Origin of the sequence: Arthrobacter sp. ov118 (assembly GCF_900116495.1) — a bacterium.
Lineage (GTDB): Bacteria > Actinomycetota > Actinomycetes > Actinomycetales > Micrococcaceae > Arthrobacter.
In genome coordinates this window covers 95460-112773 of sequence record NZ_FPAY01000011.1, presented here as the reverse complement: position 1 = coordinate 112773, position 17314 = coordinate 95460, and the positions used below count along the sequence as shown (strand labels likewise).

The 17314-nt window shown below is 62.7% G+C and carries 16 protein-coding genes; 7 read left to right on the top strand and 9 right to left on the bottom strand.

Annotation, left to right across the window (positions count from 1 at the left end):
* Window positions 1–101 precede the first annotated feature (101 nt).
* The 5 genes from BM372_RS17810 to BM372_RS17790 are packed head-to-tail and all read right to left on the bottom strand — an operon-like array spanning window position 102 to window position 4665.
* On the bottom strand, window positions 102–1070 hold the full coding sequence (locus tag BM372_RS17810) for an ABC transporter substrate-binding protein (protein ID WP_090956782.1): 969 nt from the start codon (window positions 1068–1070) through the stop codon (window positions 102–104).
* On the bottom strand, window positions 1067–1840 hold the full coding sequence (locus tag BM372_RS17805; protein WP_090956781.1) for an amino acid ABC transporter ATP-binding protein: 774 nt from the start codon (window positions 1838–1840) through the stop codon (window positions 1067–1069). Before BM372_RS17805 ends, BM372_RS17810 begins: the two co-directional genes overlap by 4 nt.
* On the bottom strand, window positions 1837–2724 hold the full coding sequence (locus BM372_RS17800) for an amino acid ABC transporter permease (protein WP_090956780.1): 888 nt from the start codon (window positions 2722–2724) through the stop codon (window positions 1837–1839). The genes BM372_RS17805 and BM372_RS17800 overlap by 4 nt, the downstream gene beginning before the upstream one ends.
* Window positions 2721–3671 carry an ROK family protein gene (locus BM372_RS17795; protein WP_177236062.1) on the bottom strand — a complete coding sequence of 317 codons (951 nt, stop codon included), beginning with the start codon at window positions 3669–3671 and terminating at the stop codon, window positions 2721–2723. The genes BM372_RS17800 and BM372_RS17795 overlap by 4 nt, the downstream gene beginning before the upstream one ends.
* Complete coding sequence (locus tag BM372_RS17790; protein WP_090956778.1) at window positions 3661–4665, bottom strand: SIS domain-containing protein; 1005 nt, start codon at window positions 4663–4665, stop codon at window positions 3661–3663. Before BM372_RS17790 ends, BM372_RS17795 begins: the two co-directional genes overlap by 11 nt.
* 124 nt (window positions 4666–4789) lie before the next feature.
* Here BM372_RS17790 and BM372_RS17785 point away from each other — a divergent pair, with 124 nt between their 5' ends.
* The 4 genes from BM372_RS17785 to BM372_RS17770 all read left to right on the top strand — a co-directional run bounded on the left by BM372_RS17785 (window position 4790) and on the right by BM372_RS17770 (window position 8847).
* Complete coding sequence (locus tag BM372_RS17785) at window positions 4790–5995, top strand: ROK family transcriptional regulator (protein WP_090956777.1); 1206 nt, start codon at window positions 4790–4792, stop codon at window positions 5993–5995.
* Window positions 5996–6155: 160 nt separating this feature from the next.
* The gene (locus BM372_RS17780) at window positions 6156–7085 is read left to right on the top strand and encodes an ABC transporter ATP-binding protein (RefSeq protein WP_090956776.1); all 930 of its coding nucleotides are present in this window, start codon (window positions 6156–6158) and stop codon (window positions 7083–7085) included.
* 4 nt (window positions 7086–7089) lie between these two features.
* Entirely contained in the window at window positions 7090–8397 is a 1308-nt protein-coding gene (locus BM372_RS17775; protein WP_090956775.1) for an ABC transporter permease, read from the top strand.
* Between the two features lie 147 nt (window positions 8398–8544).
* Window positions 8545–8847, top strand: a complete 303-nt coding sequence (locus tag BM372_RS17770) for a DUF4193 domain-containing protein (RefSeq protein ID WP_090956774.1) — start codon at window positions 8545–8547, stop codon at window positions 8845–8847.
* A gap of 129 nt (window positions 8848–8976) precedes the next feature.
* On the opposite strand, the gene BM372_RS17765 is transcribed toward BM372_RS17770, so the two are convergent.
* Window positions 8977–9606, bottom strand: a complete 630-nt coding sequence (locus tag BM372_RS17765; protein ID WP_090956773.1) for a hypothetical protein — start codon at window positions 9604–9606, stop codon at window positions 8977–8979.
* 157 nt (window positions 9607–9763) lie between these two features.
* Window positions 9764–10522, bottom strand: a complete 759-nt coding sequence (locus BM372_RS17760; protein ID WP_143111507.1) for a DUF6308 family protein — start codon at window positions 10520–10522, stop codon at window positions 9764–9766.
* A 658-nt stretch (window positions 10523–11180) separates the two neighbouring features.
* On the opposite strand from BM372_RS17760, the gene BM372_RS17755 reads away from it, so the two are divergent.
* Window positions 11181–13538, top strand: a complete 2358-nt coding sequence (locus BM372_RS17755) for a tetratricopeptide repeat protein (RefSeq protein WP_090956771.1) — start codon at window positions 11181–11183, stop codon at window positions 13536–13538.
* Between the two features lie 76 nt (window positions 13539–13614).
* Here BM372_RS17755 and BM372_RS17750 read toward each other — a convergent pair whose 3' ends face one another.
* Window positions 13615–14226, bottom strand: coding sequence for a recombinase family protein (locus BM372_RS17750; RefSeq protein ID WP_090956770.1), 612 nt, complete (start codon window positions 14224–14226; stop codon window positions 13615–13617).
* Between the two features lie 609 nt (window positions 14227–14835).
* Between BM372_RS17750 and BM372_RS21310 the strand changes: the two genes are divergently transcribed.
* Window positions 14836–15195, top strand: coding sequence for a hypothetical protein (locus BM372_RS21310; protein WP_371261762.1), 360 nt, complete (start codon window positions 14836–14838; stop codon window positions 15193–15195).
* Between the two features lie 283 nt (window positions 15196–15478).
* A complete protein-coding gene (locus BM372_RS20540; protein ID WP_143111506.1) occupies window positions 15479–16375 on the top strand; it encodes a hypothetical protein in 897 nt (298 codons plus the stop codon).
* 125 nt (window positions 16376–16500) lie between these two features.
* On the opposite strand, the gene BM372_RS17745 is transcribed toward BM372_RS20540, so the two are convergent.
* A complete protein-coding gene (locus tag BM372_RS17745) occupies window positions 16501–17109 on the bottom strand; it encodes a hypothetical protein (RefSeq protein WP_090956769.1) in 609 nt (202 codons plus the stop codon).
* Between the last annotated feature and the right edge of the window lie 205 nt (window positions 17110–17314).

The following is a 17314-nucleotide window of genomic DNA, read 5'->3' as shown; positions in this document are numbered from 1 at the left end:
CCGAGGCGGCCGGCAGGTGGGTCAGGGGCAAACCCACCTGCCGGCATCATGCAGCCGCGCCGCTCCGTTATTGTCTTGACGCTCCCTGACCGATTGGCCGGCTAGTTAAGGTCCAGGAAGCTGTTTTCGTACTTCGCCGCGTCATTGATCTGTACTTTGGGCAGTTCGTTCTGTTCCAGACCGCGTGACTTGTAGAGCTCCCCATACACGCCGGTCTCAATCAGGTGGTTCACAGCATCAGCAACCACCTGGGTCAGCTTGGTCCCGTCCTCTGTCTTCGGCAGGGCGATGGCTTGGTAACCAATGCCATACCGCTTGTCGGCCACGACTTCCAGCGCGTCCCCACTGCCGGTCCCATTCTTGCTGGTGTACAGGGCCGTGCCGAAAGTGTCGAGGAAAACGTCCGCACGGCCGCTGCGGATCGAGAGGTATCCGTCCGCTGCAGCAGGCAGCGGTGAAACCGTCATCTTCTCAGAGCACAGGGCATTCTGCTTCTCAACGAGCTGCTGGGTAATACCGCCCTGGGTCACCGCAACGCGAAGACCGCAGGTGTCGCCGATCGTTTTCACACTGTGGGGGTTGCCCTTCCCCACGATGAGTGCGGTGCCCTCGGTCTGATAGCTGACGAAGTTCATTACTTTCTCGCGCTGGGAGGTGTCGCTGATGGTCGACATGCCCATGTCGTAGCGTCCGGCCTGGATGCCGGTGAGGATGCCGGCAAACGCGATGGTCTTGAAGCCACTCTGGAGGCCAAGGGTGCAGCCAATGGCCTGCCCGAGGTCGATCTCGAGGCCGGTGAGATTCCCGTCCTTGTCCTTGTAGGTGTACGGCGGTCCGTCTCCGGAGGTCGCGATGTTGAGGTGGCCGGTCGACGAGGTCGACGCCGGAACCTGGGACTTGAGGCTCTGGTCAGCCTCGACTGTCTTCCCGGCGACCGTGCAGTTGCCCGCGGCCTGGGCGGACGTTGGAGCGGTAGTCGATCCACTCGCGGAAGAACAGGCGGCAAGTGCGGTTGCGATCATGACCGCGGAGGAGAGTGTAGCCAGGACGCGCCACTGCTTGGTTTTCATGACAAAACCCTTCTGAGAAAGTTTCTAGCTCGGTCGGTTGATGGTGAAGTGAGGAATTGCTGGGGTGGTGCCGATTCGAGGAGCTTTCCTCCGTCGAAGAACGCGATCTGGTCCGCCACTTCCCGGGCGAAGCCGATCTCGTGGGTGACCACGATCATGGTCATGCCGCTGGCGGCGAGGTCCCGCATCACGTCGAGCACCTCGCTGACCAGCTCCGGGTCAAGGGCGGAGGTCGGTTCGTCGAACAGGATCAGCTGCGGGTCCACTGCAAGGGTCCGGGCGATGGCCGCCCGCTGCTGCTGGCCGCCGGAGAGTTCCCGCGGGTATGCCCTGCCCTTATCCGCGAGCCCGACACGTTCCAGCAGGACCTGCGCCCGCTCCTTCGCCTCGGCGGCCGACCGTTTTTTGACCAGCACCTGCGGCTGCACGAGGTTGTCCTGGATGCTCATATGGGAGAACAGGTTGAACTGCTGGAACACCATCCCGATCCGGGACCGGCGGTCAGCGGTCTCCCGCTCCTTTAGCTCGTAGAGTTTGCCGTTGCTCTCCCGATAGCCGACGAGGTGCCCATCGACGAACAACTCACCTCCGTCGATGGTCTCCAGGTGGTTGATGCAGCGGAGGAAGGTGGATTTTCCGCCGCCGGACGCACCGAGGATGCAGGTGACCTCGCCGCGCCGTGCGACAAAGTCGATCCCTTTCAGCACTGTCTGGTCGCCATACTTCTTTTGCACATCGATCGCCTCCACGACGATCTCACTCTGGCTCATACCTGCTCCTCTACGACCGGCCGCGACGATCTCCGCATGGGGCGGGAGCTCCACGAGTATTTCTTCTCCAGGTAGTGCTGTCCGATACTGGCGACTGTCGTCGCGACGATGTACCACAGGCTCGCCACGAACAGCAGCTCGATGATTTTGAAGTTCGACGAGGAGATCGACTGCGCCCGGGTGAGCAGGTCAGCTGCACCGATCACTGAGACCAGCGACGTCGCCTTCAGCATGCCGATGACCTCATTGCTCGACGGGGGGATGATGACCCGCATGGCCTGTGGGAGCACGATGTGCCGCATGAGCTGTGCCGGGCGATACCCGAGGGAGGCTGCCGCTTCGCGCTGGCCCTTGTCGATAGAGAGGATGCCCGCACGGACCACCTCCGACATGTAGGCCGCCTCGTTGAGCCCGAGCCCAAGCGTGGCTGCCACAATCGGGGTGATGACCGCGTTAGTGGGTGTCAACCACGGACCGAGGCCGAGCGTGGGTACGAACAGCGCGATGTTGTACCAGAACAGGATCTGGACCAGCTGCGGGATGCTGCGAACGAACCAAACATAGGTGCTGGAGATCCAGCGCAGGACCGGGTTCTGCGAGAGCCGCATGATCGCGATGACAGTTCCCAGCACCGTGCCGAGCACCATCGCCAGGACGGTCAGCTCAACGGTGACCACGACGCCCGAAAGGATAGCGGCGTTCCCGATGTAGTCGAACACAACAGGCCAATCCACGTTCCGGCTGGTCGCAAACATCATGATGATGACCACCACCAGGGCGGCGGCTGCCGCGCCCCCGATGACCCGGCCCCAGCGCTTGAGCTTGACGACTTCGGTCGGTGTACGCCTCTTGCTGGCGACAGGGACCGTCCTGCTGCCGGTCATGGGAGTCTCCCCTGCGTGCTGATGAGCGTGTGTGCGTCCTCGGAAATGGCACGGTCCGTGCACTGTTCGCGTGCGACGAGGATCGCTCCGGCCCAACATGACGAACCTCCGAGGCCGGCCCGGCGGATGGGAATTCCCCTCGTATGCTCGACCGTGAGGTGTCCGCGCGCTACCTCGGCCACCCGTTGGCGGTAGCTGTCTGCTCCGGTCCCAAGCCCGCCGCCGATGACGACGCTGTCAGGGTCGTAGATGAGCATGAGATCGGCGATGAGCACTCCGAGGTGCCAGGCGGCGTGCTCGATTATCTGCCGGGCATGCCGGTCACCTGTTCGTGCCGCGTCAAAGACGAGCCGGGTGTCCCCGCGCTCTTCGCCGAGAAAGTCCCGTGCGATGGCGGTTCCGGAAGATATGCGCTCAACGTAGGGGGCGTCGCACCCGTCCCAGGAACAACGGGCCGGCGTCGTGTAGCCACTGAAGTAGGCCGACTTGTGGGCACCGGACAACGGGCGCCCGGCCTCGACGAAGCAGTGAGCGATGCCCGTTCCCACGGTCACATACAGCGCCCGTTGGTCCCCGCTGCTTGCGCCTATCATGGCCTCACCGACTGCCCCCGCTTCGGCATCGGCGACGACAACGAACTCCCGCCGATCGGTCCGCAGCAGCTCGGCGAGATCGACGCCCCTCCATCCAAACCAGTTGTGCGGGTCGCGTAGTGCCCCGTTCTCGTCCATGGTGGTGGCCATCGAGACACCTACAACCGGTGACCCATCCAGGTCCGGGTGGGCAAGGAGGCGGTGGACCGCGGCCACATTGGCTGCTCCATCGCCCGGGGTCGTGGGTTCCACGCCCGTCTGAACCAGGCGTCCGCCCCCGCCGATATAGCCGGCGGCGATCTTGGTGCCGCCGATGTCGACGCCAACAATATCCGTCCGGCTGCTAGCCCTCACGGGTGAGCTCGTCCTCGTCCGTGACGGAGTGGGAAGTGTAGCGGAACTCGCCGGCCGGGATCCCGGCCTGCATGCCCCACGCGTACGACAAAACCGCCGGTACCACAAGGGAAAGCAGAGGAGTGAAGTCGTCAGTGACGCGCACTGGCACATTACTGTCCCCGGGACCCACAACAATCACGTTGTCGACGATTTCCCGCAACCCACTGGCAAAAGAAGAGTCGAGGCCGGCAGGCCGGCCGTCCCGAGCGGCGAAAACAACGGAAAGCTGCGTGGGACTGATAGCCTCGATTGGCCCATGGCGGTAGGTGCTGGATTCCCAGGATGCAGCCGGGACGCGCGCGATCTCTCGCGCGATCAGCGTTGCCTGTACCGCGGTGGCGGCGAATGCTCCACGACCGAAAAACTCGATGTATCCGGGAGCTGCCGGCTGGAGAGCCAGGATATCCCCGGCCGCGGTCAGGAGGCGCTCCGCCTCCGGCGCAAGGGCGGCTGTGTCGGGGAACGGCTGGTCCGCCATCGCGCAGGCCAGCCTAAACAGTGCCAGGTACGTCGTAGTCCACGGCCCGAAAGGCACGTGGGTCTCCTCCGTCAGACCCTGATCGATCACCGCATCACACGCCGCCGAGAGTTCGCTGGCTGGTGCATTGGTAATGCAGACGAGGCCGTTATGGCCTTGGTCCCGAAGCGCTTCTGCCGCCCGGATCGTCTCCACGCTCGTCCCGCTGTAGGAAACGAGAACAACAAGCTCGTCCTTCGCTACCGTGCCGATCGATGAATGCAGCAGGTGAGACGCCAGCTCGGCCCGCGCGTCAATGCCACGTTCAAGGAACCGCTCCACAGCTGCTGTCGCAGCGTTGAATGAGCCGCCCATGGCGACGATCCGCACCCGTTGCGCCTGCCGCGCCAGATGAACGACTCCCGGGTCAAGTTCGCGCCCGGCGACTTCGGCAATCGTGGAAGGGATATGGGCGAATTTAGGAAGAAATTCCATTGACTGCTGTTCCTCTCGGGAAAACTGTTTGTTTGGTAACCGAACGAACTAAAGATATTGGTATGGTAGCTGAACGAACTAAAAGGGGGCAATAGGTTTGAGATATGCAACTGAGGAGAGAACGATGCGTCTGCCCAAGCTGACCGAAAGCGGTAAGAAGACTTTGGCGGTCCTGCTTGCGCTAGAACGGGTGAGCCGCCCCCAGGTCAGCGCCGAGACTGGACTCTCGAAACAGACCGTCTCGATCGCCATGGAGGAGTTGGCGTCGATGGGGCTCGTCGAGGTAATCAGTTCCCAGCAGGGCCCCACGGGTCGCTCGGCTTCCGTGTACGGCCTCGGACGGCTCTCGGGCTGGATTCTCGGTGTAGATTTCGGGTCCACGCATATTCGCCTGGCAGCCACCTCGCTCAGCGGACACCTCATCGTCGAGCGCGACATCGCAGTCTCAGGGTCCCCCAACACTGCAAATGCCGACTTCGGGGACGATGCGCGACGTGCCGTGAAGTCACTCATCGACGAGCTGACAAGCACGCGAGGGGATCTTCTCACCGTATGCGTCGCTTTATCCCGTGCGGTTCCGGCGCTGTGTAATTGGAACGGGGAAACGCGCCCTGACATGCCCGCCGACCTTTGGGAAATCCTGGCAGGGCTCGACGTGCCAACCAATGTGGCCTTTTACGCGGAGAACAACGTGAACTGCGCTGCGCTTGGAGAACTTCGACACGGCGGTTCCGGCGCCTCATCCGACTTCGCCTACCTTCAGGTCGGTGTTGGCATAGGAGCGGGCATCATTTCGAACGGTCACCTCGTTCGCGGTGCCCGCGGTGAAGCCGGTGAACTGCGCTATTTGCCGTCGCCCCTCAGTGATCCACATTTCCCCAATGCCGAAACCGCTCTCAACTCCGCAGGTTTGCTCGAGCGCTACAACAGAGCGTGCGGCCCTGAGGCCCTGGGAAAGGCCGAGAGCGTCCAGTACGTGCTCAACCAGGCAACGAAGGGGCATCAACCAGCGGTGCGCATCCGCCAGGAGCAGGTAGACGGCATCGCGTATCTGGTCGCCGCCCTGGTAGCGATTGCGAACCCCGAAACCATCATCCTCGGCGGAGGAATGGGCCAGAATCCGACCCTGCTCCCATCGGTCCGTGAAGCAGCAGAGCGTCTTGGCCTCAAAGTGCGCATCGAACCGGGCTCCTTGAAGGACGCCGCCACAGTGGCTGGAGCGGCCGCACTCGCGCGCGACCTCACCCTTACCGCCCTGCTGGGTCAGCCCCTGGCATTTCCCCTGTTGCTTCAATCCGCGAAGTGGCCGGGCTCGGCTTCCCAACATTGATGACTGCACACTGCGCCCATTTCAGCGGGATTGACGTTCCCGCTGTGCAGGCACCGGGACAGGGGTAGGAGGCCGGAGGCCTTTTTCTTATCGGCCAACATGCCGTCGCACAATCTGACTGGCCACGCCCGCCGCCACGCATGCCGGTTACAGTGGGGGCATGACGTCGGGGGACGCGGCCGAGCCGCTGGTACACATTCAAGACTTCCGGATGGACTTCGGGGACACCACTGTCATCAAAGACCTCTCCTTCGACGTCCGGGCCGGGGAAACCTTCGGGTTCCTCGGCAGCAACGGATCCGGGAAAACCACCACGCTCCGGGCGCTGCTGGGGATCTACCAGCCGACCGCCGGGACCCTGCACATCGGCGGCCGGCCCTTCGCCCCGCAGGACGGGGCGAAGCTGGGGTACCTGCCCGAGGAACGCGGCCTCTACAAGAAGGAAGCCGTCCTCGACGTCATGGTCTACTTTGGCCGGCTCAAGGGCCTGGACAAGAACCGGGCGAAAGCCTGGTCCCGGGACTACCTCGAACGGGTCGGCCTGGCCGACAAGGCGAACATGCGGCTGGATAAGCTTTCCGGCGGGCAGCAGCAGAAAATCCAGCTCGGCGTGACCATCATGAACGGCCCCGAGCTGCTGATCCTGGACGAACCGACCAAGGGCTTCGACCCGGTGAACCGGCGGCTGCTGATGGACATCATCGAGGACCAGAAACTCGCGGGCGCGACCGTCATCATGGTCACCCACCAGATGGAAGAAGTCGAACGGCTCTGCGACCGGGTGATCCTCCTCAAGGACGGCACCTCCCGCGCCTACGGCACCGTCGCCCAGGTCCAGGAACAGTTCGGCGGCACCGTGTACCGGCTCACCTACACCGGGGTCCTGCCACCATCGGCCCTGTACGACATCGTTACCGCCGCCGGCGGGCATGCCGAACTCTCCCCCCGCCCCGGCGCGGACGAATCGGACGTGCTGCGCGAACTCATCACCCACGGCGTCGCCGTGAAGTCCTTCACCACCGCCAGGACCTCCCTTGAGGAGGTCTTCATCAAGGTCTACGGCGAAACCCACGAACTGGCGGAGGCATAACCCCATGACCCAGAAAACATCCACACAGGCCCCCTCCCCCGCACCGGCCACCCAGCCGCCCACACCGAAGCGTCCCTTCGCCGGTCACAACCTCGGCACCGTCATCGGGTTTGAATTCACCCGCACGGTCAAGAAACGCCGCTTCTGGATCGCGACCCTGGCGATCCCGGTGGTGATGGCGATCGTCTTCGGGCTCGTCTACCTCAGCAACTCCTCCACCGCGGCCAGCGCCGACGCCCAGAAAACCGCCGCCGTGTCCTTCACCTACACCGACGCCTCCGGACTCATCACCCCGGCGATCGCCACCGCGATGGGCGGCCGGCCGGCCGCGGACCCGGGCAAGGCGGTGCAGGATGTCAAAGACGGGCTCTCGGACGCCTACTTCGCCTACCCCGCCGAGCCGGCCACACAGCCGGTAAAGGTCTACGGGGCGGATCAGGGGATCTTCGACAACGGCAAGTACGACGCCGTCGCCAAACAGCTCCTCACCGCCTCGGCGCAGGCCGCGATCGGTTCGCCCCAGCTGATGGCCGCGGCCGGCGGCGAGGTGAAAACCGTGTCCGTGACCTTCAAGGACGGCAAGGAATCCGGCGGCATTGGCGCCGCCGTGCCGCCGCTGATGTTCCTGCTGATCTTCTACGTCTGCCTCATCCTGCTCTCCAGCCAGATGCTCAACAGCACCCTGGAAGAGAAGGAAAACCGGGTCACCGAAATGATCCTCACGACCCTGAACCCCACCACCCTGATCGTCGGCAAGGTCATCGCCCTGTTCATGGTCGGCGCCGTGCAGATCCTGGTCTTCCTCACCCCCATCGCCGCCGGGTACGCCTTCTTCCGCGACAAACTCGCCATGCCCGACCTGGACCTCTCGATCCTGACCTTCGAACCCGGGGCCATGATCGTCGGGGCGCTGCTGCTCCTCGGCGGGTTCACCGTCTTCACCGGCGTCCTCGTCGCGATCGGCGCCATCATGCCCACCGCCAAGGACGCCGGCACGATCTTCGGACCCCTGATGGCCCTGATCTTCGTCCCCTTCTACGCGATGAGCCTGATCATCTCGGACCCGCACGCACCCATCGTGCAGATCTTCACCTACTTCCCCCTCTCGGCCCCCGTGACCGCGCTGCTCCGCAACGGCTTCGGCACCCTCACACCACTCGAGGCGACCATCGTCATTGGCGAACTGTTCACCATCGGATTCCTCATCCTCCGCCTCGCCGTCCACCTCTTCCGCTACGGATCCATCCAATACTCGACCAAGCTCTCCATCGCCGGGACCTTCCGCAAACGCAACCCCCTCACCGGAAAATAGACGAACCACCCAGAGCAGGTGCAGTGCGGGCTGTACGGTTGTTTCCTGCACGCCGCGTGCGGGCACAAAATGCCCCGCGCCTGCGTTCTACTGACCGCCCGAAGCGTCATCCCCTGACGCGGCACCAAAGAAAAGAGCAACAACACCGTGGCAACCGACTACGACGAAGTACGCCCCGACGTCGCGGAATCCCGCAACGCCTCCCTCGAAGCCCTGAAGTCAGCGAACAGCCCCGACGCGCGCAGCGTCGTGCTCGAACTCGACGAAGCCGACACCGTTGACGGGGTAGAACTGCCCGGCGCCGACCTCTCCGGCGAGGAACTCATCATCCAGGTGATCCCGCAGGCAGCAGACGAATTCACCTGCTACTCCTGTTTCCTGGTCCGGCACCGCTCCCAGCTCACCCGGGAGAAAGACGGCTACGCCTACTGCATTGAATGCGAAAGCTAAACAGCCCCCTTAATCGTCGTGGGCGCTCCTCGTAAGGAGAACCAGCTTAGGGACTCCGCGCTCAGCTACAAGGGCTCCAGCCGCGCTCTGAACTGCGGCCGGAGCCCACTCTCCGTGTGGATATAGCGGCTACTTACCCGGGTACCCCCACTCCCACCCTCCGGACACCATGCCAGCGCCGTCGTAGGCGATGCTGCCAGTGGGCGTTGTGACCTCGAGGACCACGATGCCGGTTGCCTTCTCACCCTTGCCGAGGCTGCTCGGCAGCAGACGGCTCTGGTCCGCCAAGCAACTCTGGGCGGAAATGGTATCGATCTTGTTCATACGGGTTCCGTTTGAGGCGTAGCCCTTCCAGTAGTGGGCGTCGAAACTTGTCAGGCCAGGCGCGCCGTTCACGGTCAGGCCACCCTCGAAGTCAGCAGATGTTTCGACCTCGATGGCCACCGCTAAGGCAGTGCCCACAGGCTTCTCAGAGTAGGGGGCATCACACGTGATCGGCTCGATAGAAGTGACTTTGAATTTCAGGGAGGCATCGGCCAGCGAGGTGCCGCCGGCAGCTGCAAGCTCTCCGATCTTTTTCGGGATGTTCCCTCGGGAATTGGTGGCCGGCCCGGTCGCGCTGGGTGAGGGCGTCGGTGTCGACGTCTGGGCCGGGGCTACAGAGAGCGTGGGTGCCGGCTCCGCTTGGGCGTTGCTTCCGCAGCCGGAGAGCATCAGGGCCGAGGCGGCAAGCAGTGGAATTGTGTGATTGAACTTCATGGATCCCCATTTGTGTATGCGCGAGTTGACCCCTAATCGTAAGGCGACTCGTGCACGGATCCGGGCGGCCGACACACAGCGAGCAAGCGCTGCACGCGCCTAAGTTTGGGACACAACAACGCAGCAAAGTTTGTCGATCAAACTGAATTCGTACTCGTCAGTTCAACGTCACCGGCTCCAGATGCATCGCTCGATACTCCTGTGGGCGGCGGTTTAACCAGTAATTGGACGGACTTCCGGGACGGGAGGTGCGATCATCCTGCGAGGTCCAGATGATGATGTCCAGCAGCCGCAAGTCCGTTGCTTCCCAAATGTCCGGTACCCTAAGCGAAACTTCGTGGCGTATCTGGGTGAGTTCCGTCTGCTGATGACGCAGGATGCTGCGGATTACCAGCAGTGTTTGATGAATCCGCTTCCAGCGCGGTTCCTTTCCGGAACTGAATCCATTCCGAGTGAATCCCATCGCCACTGCCACGTATCCGTCGAGGACCGGAACCGCATCCGGCCTGTACAGTGCGAGCAGCTTTGTGATTTTGGGAGCCCATACCCCTGGAAAGCCGAACCGACACAGACGAGCAAGAGTTTCCACATCACCATCGTCCATGACGCCGAGGTCTTTGGCTGGTAGAGCCTGGAGTCGCTGCAACAGCTCCGACCGACGCTCGTGCGTAAAGCTGGCAACATCCGAGACAGAAAGCCGCCCAGCCAGCGTGTCGGCCCACAAAAGAGACCACGGAGCGATCTCGTCGAAGTGGCCCCGGCTCCGAGCCACCCGGCTGAGCATGTCGTACGTCTGCCACCCGCTCGTCGGATGAGTGCAGAAGCCCACGACTCTGGCCACGACGTCGGGCAACGGGAGCGCGCCGATGCCTTCCGGCATACCTGGGGAAAGATCTAGTAGAGAATTTGGGCTCATCACGGCCCCACCATCTCACGAAGCACCGCCACCCGACCCTAGACACTCATTGTCGGATATCTACAACGTCCCCAAGCTAGTCCATAAGCTTCGAAGTGGGACAGCCCGCCGGCTACGGCCATGACAAAAACAAACGTGAGCAGCAGCCTTCGGCCCCTCCCGCGGCGTCCGCCTGGAGACCGGGCCGCCCTCCCCCGAGCGTTAATCCGGATTAGTCAAAAACGCTAGGTCAGACTTGATCTCCTTTGATTACGCAGATGAGTTCTGGGCTGCCGGAAGGCTATCTCTTCGGTCGGATTACTGTCATGTTCCGAAGTCGTCTGCACGGAATGTCCAGAGCCGGCTGCACGCCGGGCTGTGACTTTCAGCGGGATCTGACGGTTCCGGTCCGTGTCCGTGCCATCGCGTGATCTCCCGTTTAGTCTTTGGCATCGGCATCGGCCGATGGTTGCTGACTTGGACAAGTGTCAGTTGACCGGCCCGAAAGTGTCCGGTGAGGGATTCGACAACGGCAGGTTCTTTTGCGCCGGGCCGCAGAGGCTGCGCACGTAGCTTCCGGGCCTGGTCCGCCCGGGGCTTCCGCGCTCTTTGTGCTAAGGCCAATATTTGATGTATGTAGGCGACGAAGATTGCTGCCAGCAGTGGAGGGTGACACAGGGTGAACCGGTCGAAATGGACTTCCCGCCCACGCCGGGAGCAATCGTGGGTACTGCTGCTGCTCGGTTTTATTCTGGCGGTGCTCGCTGTGGTCGTTGCCCGCTGGCAGGACGGTCGGTCAGAGCTACTCGCCGGACTTGCGGTCCTGGTCGGCGTGGGCGGGGTGCTGTTGGCGCGCCTGAAAGACGATGCGAAGGCCCGTGATATCCGCGCGGAGCTGCTTGAGAAGTCCATACTCATGACCGGAAGGAAGACCAAGCACCCGCCGACAGTGGCTAGGACGACACTCGAGAGCCTGGGAGTTCACCCCGCGCGTCTGGAGATCCCGTATCTGCACCGCGATGCGGAGGCTCAGCTAGTGGACGTGCTCGGGTCTGGTTCGCCTGCCTTGGTGTTGGGACCCTCGATGGCCGGAAAGACCCGCATGGCCGCTCAGGTTGTACGCGACAACTATGCCAATCGGGTGATTGTGATCCCGGATGCCGGCGGTGTTGCGAACCTGTTTAACGGCGGTCATATGCCGCACGATGCGGTGATCTGGCTCAATGATCTGGAACGCTACATCGAGAACCCGGAGAACCTCAAAGGAAGGTGGATCGACGAGCTGACCGAGGCCGGTAATGTCGTGGTTGCCACGATGCGGGAGAGCGCCTACGAGGGCTTTCAGCCCACCGGCGACCTGCCCCGTACCCAGTGGGAGCTGTTGGTCAGATTCCGTACGGTGCGGCTCCTCGATGATGATGATGAACGCCAACGGCTCGTGGAACAGAGCGGGGACGCGCGGATAGGCGCGGGCATCTCCCGCTACGGTGTGGGGGTCTACATCGGCGGCGGCTTCCTCGCCGTGGATCGTTGGGAGTCGGGACAAAGCCAGCATCCTCTGGGTGCGGCCCTCATCCACGCTGCCGTCGACTGGCGTAGGAGCGGCATCGCCGAGGTCATTCCGCAGGCGACTGCCGAATCCCTGGCCCCGGCATACCTCACCCCCAGGCAGGTGGACGACGGCCGGGAGGATCTTCTCACCGCGATCGGCTGGGCAACCGACTGGAAAACAGGCGCCGGTGCGTTCCGTCTGCTCTCCCCGGCGGACGGAGGCTGGCGTCCGTTCGACTATCTCCTCGACCACATCGCCACTCGGGGAGACCAGATTCCGGATCAGGCCTGGGAAGAAATCGCGCGTGCCGACGCACCTCCGGGAAACCTCGTAACCGCTGGCACGACCGCATACCAAAGCGGCCAGGAGGCAGCCGCGGTGCAGTTGTTCAGGCGCTCGGCCGACCTCGGAAATTCGGATGGCATGACAGTCCTCGGAATCCTGCTCGGGCGCCGGGGCGAAACGGGGCAGGCCGAGGCTCTGTACCGCCGGGCGGCCGGCCTCGGTAACGCCGGCGGCATGACCAACCTCGGCGTCCTGCTCGAGCGGCGGGGCGAAACGGAGCAGGCCGAGCAGCTCTTCCGCCAGGCGGCCGGCCTCGGCAACGCAACCGGCATGAGCAACCTCGGCGCCCTGCTCGGGCGGCGGGGCGAAACCGAGCAGGCCGAGGCCCTGTACCGCCGGGCGGCCGGCCTCGGCGACGCGGGCGCCATGACCAACCTCGGCACCCTGCTCGCGGGACGGGACGAAACCGAACAGGCCGAGCAGCTGCTGCGCGAGGCGGCCCACCTCGGCGACGCCGGCGGCATGGACAACCTCGGCGCCCTGCTCGCGGGACGGGGCGAAACCGAGCAGGCCGAGCAGCTGTTCCGCGAGGCGGCCCGCCTCGGCAACGCCGGCGGCATGGACAACCTCGCCATCCTGCTCTACAGGCGGGGCGAAACCGAGCAGGCCGAGGCCCTGTACCGCGAGGCGGCCCGCCTCGGCGACACGGAGGCCATGATCGCCGTCGGCGCCCTGCTCTACGGGCGGGGCGAAACCGAGCAGGCCGAGCAGCTCTTCCGTCAGGCGGCCGACCTCGGCAACGCCACCGCCGTGACCAACCTTGGCGCCCTGCTCCACGGACGGGGCGAAACCGAGCAGGCCGAGGCCCTGTACCGCGATGCGGCCCGCCTCGGCAACGCCACCGCCGTGACCAACCTCGCCATCCTGCTCCACGGACGGGGCGAAACAGGGCAGGCCGAGCAGCTCTTCCGCCAGGCGGCTGGCCTCGGCGACACGGAGGCCATGATGGCCCTTGGCGCCCTGCTCTACGGGCGGGGCGAAACCGAGCAGGCCGAGCAGCTCTTCCGCCAGGCGGCCGACCTCGGCGACGCGAGGGCCACCTACAACCTCGCTGTCCTGCTCGCGCAGCGGGGCGAAACAGGGCAGGCCGAGCAGCTGTTCCGTCAGGCGGCCGACCTCGGTTATCCGAACGATTTGTAGCGGTCCAATGCGGCAATTCCTAGGTTGCGGGACGGCCCGGTTAAAGGCGTTCAACGTCCATGGAGCACCTGGGTGTCTAGCGGGAAAGTAGCTTTTCGCCGTCGGGGCGCAGCCCCCCGGTGGGTGAGACGTGCCTGTAGAGGGTCTGGCGGGTGATGCCCAGTTCGGTGCAGAGATCGCTGACTTTGGTGTCGGGCTTGCCCATGGAGGCGGCGGCGAGCCGGAGTTTCGCCGGGGTCATCTTGTAGGGCCTGCCTCCGGTGCGGCCGCGGGCGCGGGCGGAGGCGAGGCCCGCGATAGTGCGTTCGGAGATGAGTTCACGTTCGAATTCGACGAGGGCGGCGAAGATCCCGAAGACGAGCTTCCCGGAGGCGGTGGTGGTGTCGATGGCTGCGCCCTGGCCGGTGAGGACCTTCAGCCCGATGCCGCGTTCGGTTAGGTCATGGACGATGTTGACCAGGTGGCGCAGGTCCCGGCCGAGCCGGTCGAGTTTCCAGACGACCAGGGTGTCGCCGTGGCGCAGGGCCTTGAGACAGGCGGCCAGCTGCGGCCGGCCCTCCTTCTTCCCGGAGGCCTTGTCTTCATACAGGGACTCCGGATCGGTGCCGGCGGCGACGAGCGCGTCGCGCTGCAGGTCGGTGGTCTGGGAGCCGTCGGCCTTTGAGACCCGCATGTATCCGACGAGCATGATTTTCTCCTCTGTCATTTATACGTTCGTTTAAGTGACAGCGTGATTCTAACCGAGGCTGGAATTAAATGTTTCACTTAACCCGTCATTTATTCTAAGTCATGCAAAGGGTCGCTATTTCTCTGTATGTGACAAAATGTAGTGGTGGTCAGGGTTGCGGCGAACGGTGACCTCGTCGGATCTGGCCCCGAGGCCACGCTTCAAGATCGGAAGGTATTCGAAGCCACCGCCGACGAATCGTGCAGATGACTTCTGACAATCCGATGTCGGTAGTCCTGCGCACCCGGACCGGTTTCCGCGTGAAGTGTGGACGCGGCTTCTGAAAGTCACACAGGGGCGCTGACCTGGCGTTACTGACAGAACCGCTGTCGCTATGGCAGGATCGAAGCACTGTTAGGGCATACCGACCTAGGGCCCGTAGCAGATTACTTATTGGTGGCCTTCCTAGGGGGCTGAGCATCGTGGCAGGCCCCCGACCTGAACGCTCAAGGTAACTACTGAAGGGGCCCTTCCGAAGCGAGATCGGAGCCCGAGGCCACCTTCAGCGAACTTCTTGCTTCACGGCGGCACTAGGCAACCACCTACTCAAAGCTGCAAGCAGGAGCTCTCATGACCCACGAATTACTGTCCCTATCCCTCTGCCTGGCCGTCGTTGAGTGCTCAAAACGATTGATGCCGTTTATTCTTTGCCTGGCCGTGCTTGCCAAGACGGGAAAGACTAAGGGCTTTCAGGACATAGCCGCCGTCTTCCGCTCATACTTCGGCGGCCGCTCCGCCTCCAACGCCCGGTCCACCGTCCCCCGGGAAACCCCGAGCTGTTTAGCCAGCTCCCTCTTGGAGATTTTCTCCGTCGCGTATCGGTGGCGTATCTGCGCCCAAACATCCAATGTGATCACCTTCCATAATGGTCAGTGGCCTCATTTTCAGTTGGCGTATTTGGCCCTATTTTCGGTTGGCGTCAACACCTAATCCCCACGTGCTCACAGAGGGTGGTCAAAAACGCCTGGTCCAGCGTTCTGACCAGGATTGATTACGGAGCCGAGTTTTGAGCTGCCAGGCGCTGGCACTTGCCCCTGACATAGCCGCTACACATACGCACCGCATTCACCACTGCCAATACGGTCGTTTATGACTGCTGCGAGTGCTTGAGGTGAGGCGGTCTCACTTGATGCTCACGTTCCACTGCGGTTCCGCGGGCCGCCACACGACTTACGGGACCAAGTCGCACCCGCGAGAGCGACATAATCGTTGTATGCCGGAAATCGTTCCCTGGGTCGAAGCTGCTATCGCCCTAATAGGGCTGCTGCTCGCGTCCCTACCTCAGTTGACGTCGAAAACTCGGCTTCGTGCCAAGATAAATTTTTGGGGAAACCAAGCCTCATCATCTGATTTGGAACACGATAGAAAAATAGCTGAAAGCTTACGCCGCGACGCATCCGCCCGACTACTGGCCCTTGAAACGTACCCATCATGGCACTTCCTATTCCCGATGTACGTCTTTTCCGCAGGGTTCCTGGTAGCCGGCTCCTTGGGTTCATGGATCGGAGGAAAGTACCCTGGTTCCTTCGATTATTGGCAGTTTGGCGATGGTGACCCTCTTCTGCCATTCGTGGGAGCCCTGGGGTTCCTGTTGGTACTCGGGGGGATGGTCGGCCTAGGACTTGTTCGACTTTGGCGACGGCGTGTCAGACGCAACTATCTCAGGGCAGAAACCATCATTCGGCAAAAGACGGTCTCATTCAATGCCAAAGGCTCTCCCGTCGGAGTACACCATCCACACGGTGATTTGAAGCTAAGCATTCTGCAGGGCGCCGGAATCATGTCATTTTCGATGGGCCTCTACGCCTTGACCGTTCTAACTTTCTTCCTGATCAGCGTTGGTGGTCTAAGCAGTTCACCTCTGCCAGAGGGGTATGGAGTGTTCGTAAGTCTCCTGATCATCGGGGGATCGTTTTTCACAGTCATGGGGTTCGGCGGCGTCCACGATCTTTTCACCATGGAGCGAAGCACTTGGACACATCCCATGCCACTGACAACGGCGGCAGCCGAGAAGGCGGAAAGCCCCGTCGAGCAATCGGGGCGCTCTACGCGAGTGACGTGGTGGCGTAGGGTATTACCCCCTTCAAAGCTGCCTGTTCGCAACTCGTGAATGGCATCTTCATCTAGCCGTCTTTTCTTGACTGTGCCTCGATCCTGGGACGGCTGTTAGGCGCGTCCTGCCATCCGGCCGGAGCCAAGAAAGGTTGATGAGCCCGGATGCCTGGCGCATTTGGGCTAATTGTTTGGGATCCTCCCACGCCGAAAATTCGCCCGCCTGATGCTCCCCGCATCGGGGGTGTTCTTGTGGAGTTCGTACCAGGGAGTCGGCTTTAGCCAGCAGTAGACAGCATCTTTGAAGATGGACAGCATTGGGACGATTTGGCCGACGGCAAGCACCGCGTAGATCTGATCGAGAGTCGCCGCGTTGTGGTTGTACCGAAACACGGCGCCGGCGTCGGAGCACTCGGGAAAGAATTGAGCTGCCGCTGCGTTGGTGCACGTCTTTGACCAGACCCACTCCGGTCCGTAGAGCGTTTGCGCCAATTCCGCCAGTGCCAACAGCACGAGGGCAATGGCCAAGGCAACTGCGAAGTCACTTCGCTGCTTCAGGTCCCCGTGCATCAAGATGCCCCATGTTCCGGCCAACACTGCCGCGGCCACTGCGGCCGCCAAGAGAATCTTGAGGTAGCTGTCGCCATATTCAAGCATCGGGACCAGTCCCATAGTCGGCGTAACAACAATAGCGACCGCAAGGATCGTGCCGGCAACGCGGATCAGCCAGTTTTTCCGCCAAGCGTCACCATCGTCCTCGCTCTGGGTGTCGGCCTCCAAGGATCTGGTCATGATGTCTCCTTCTCAGACGGTCTTACCGCCCGTAGTCAATGGCCGGCTGACCTCCAACGAATTGTCCATCGCGATGGCACTCGACACTCGACGTAGCCTGCAACGTTGTCCGTAAGGTCCGTGAAGTCCGTAGTCTGCATTCACGCAAACCTTCCCATACTGGAGACAGCTTCTTGAAACCAGAATCTGCCTTGCACGTCGTGCG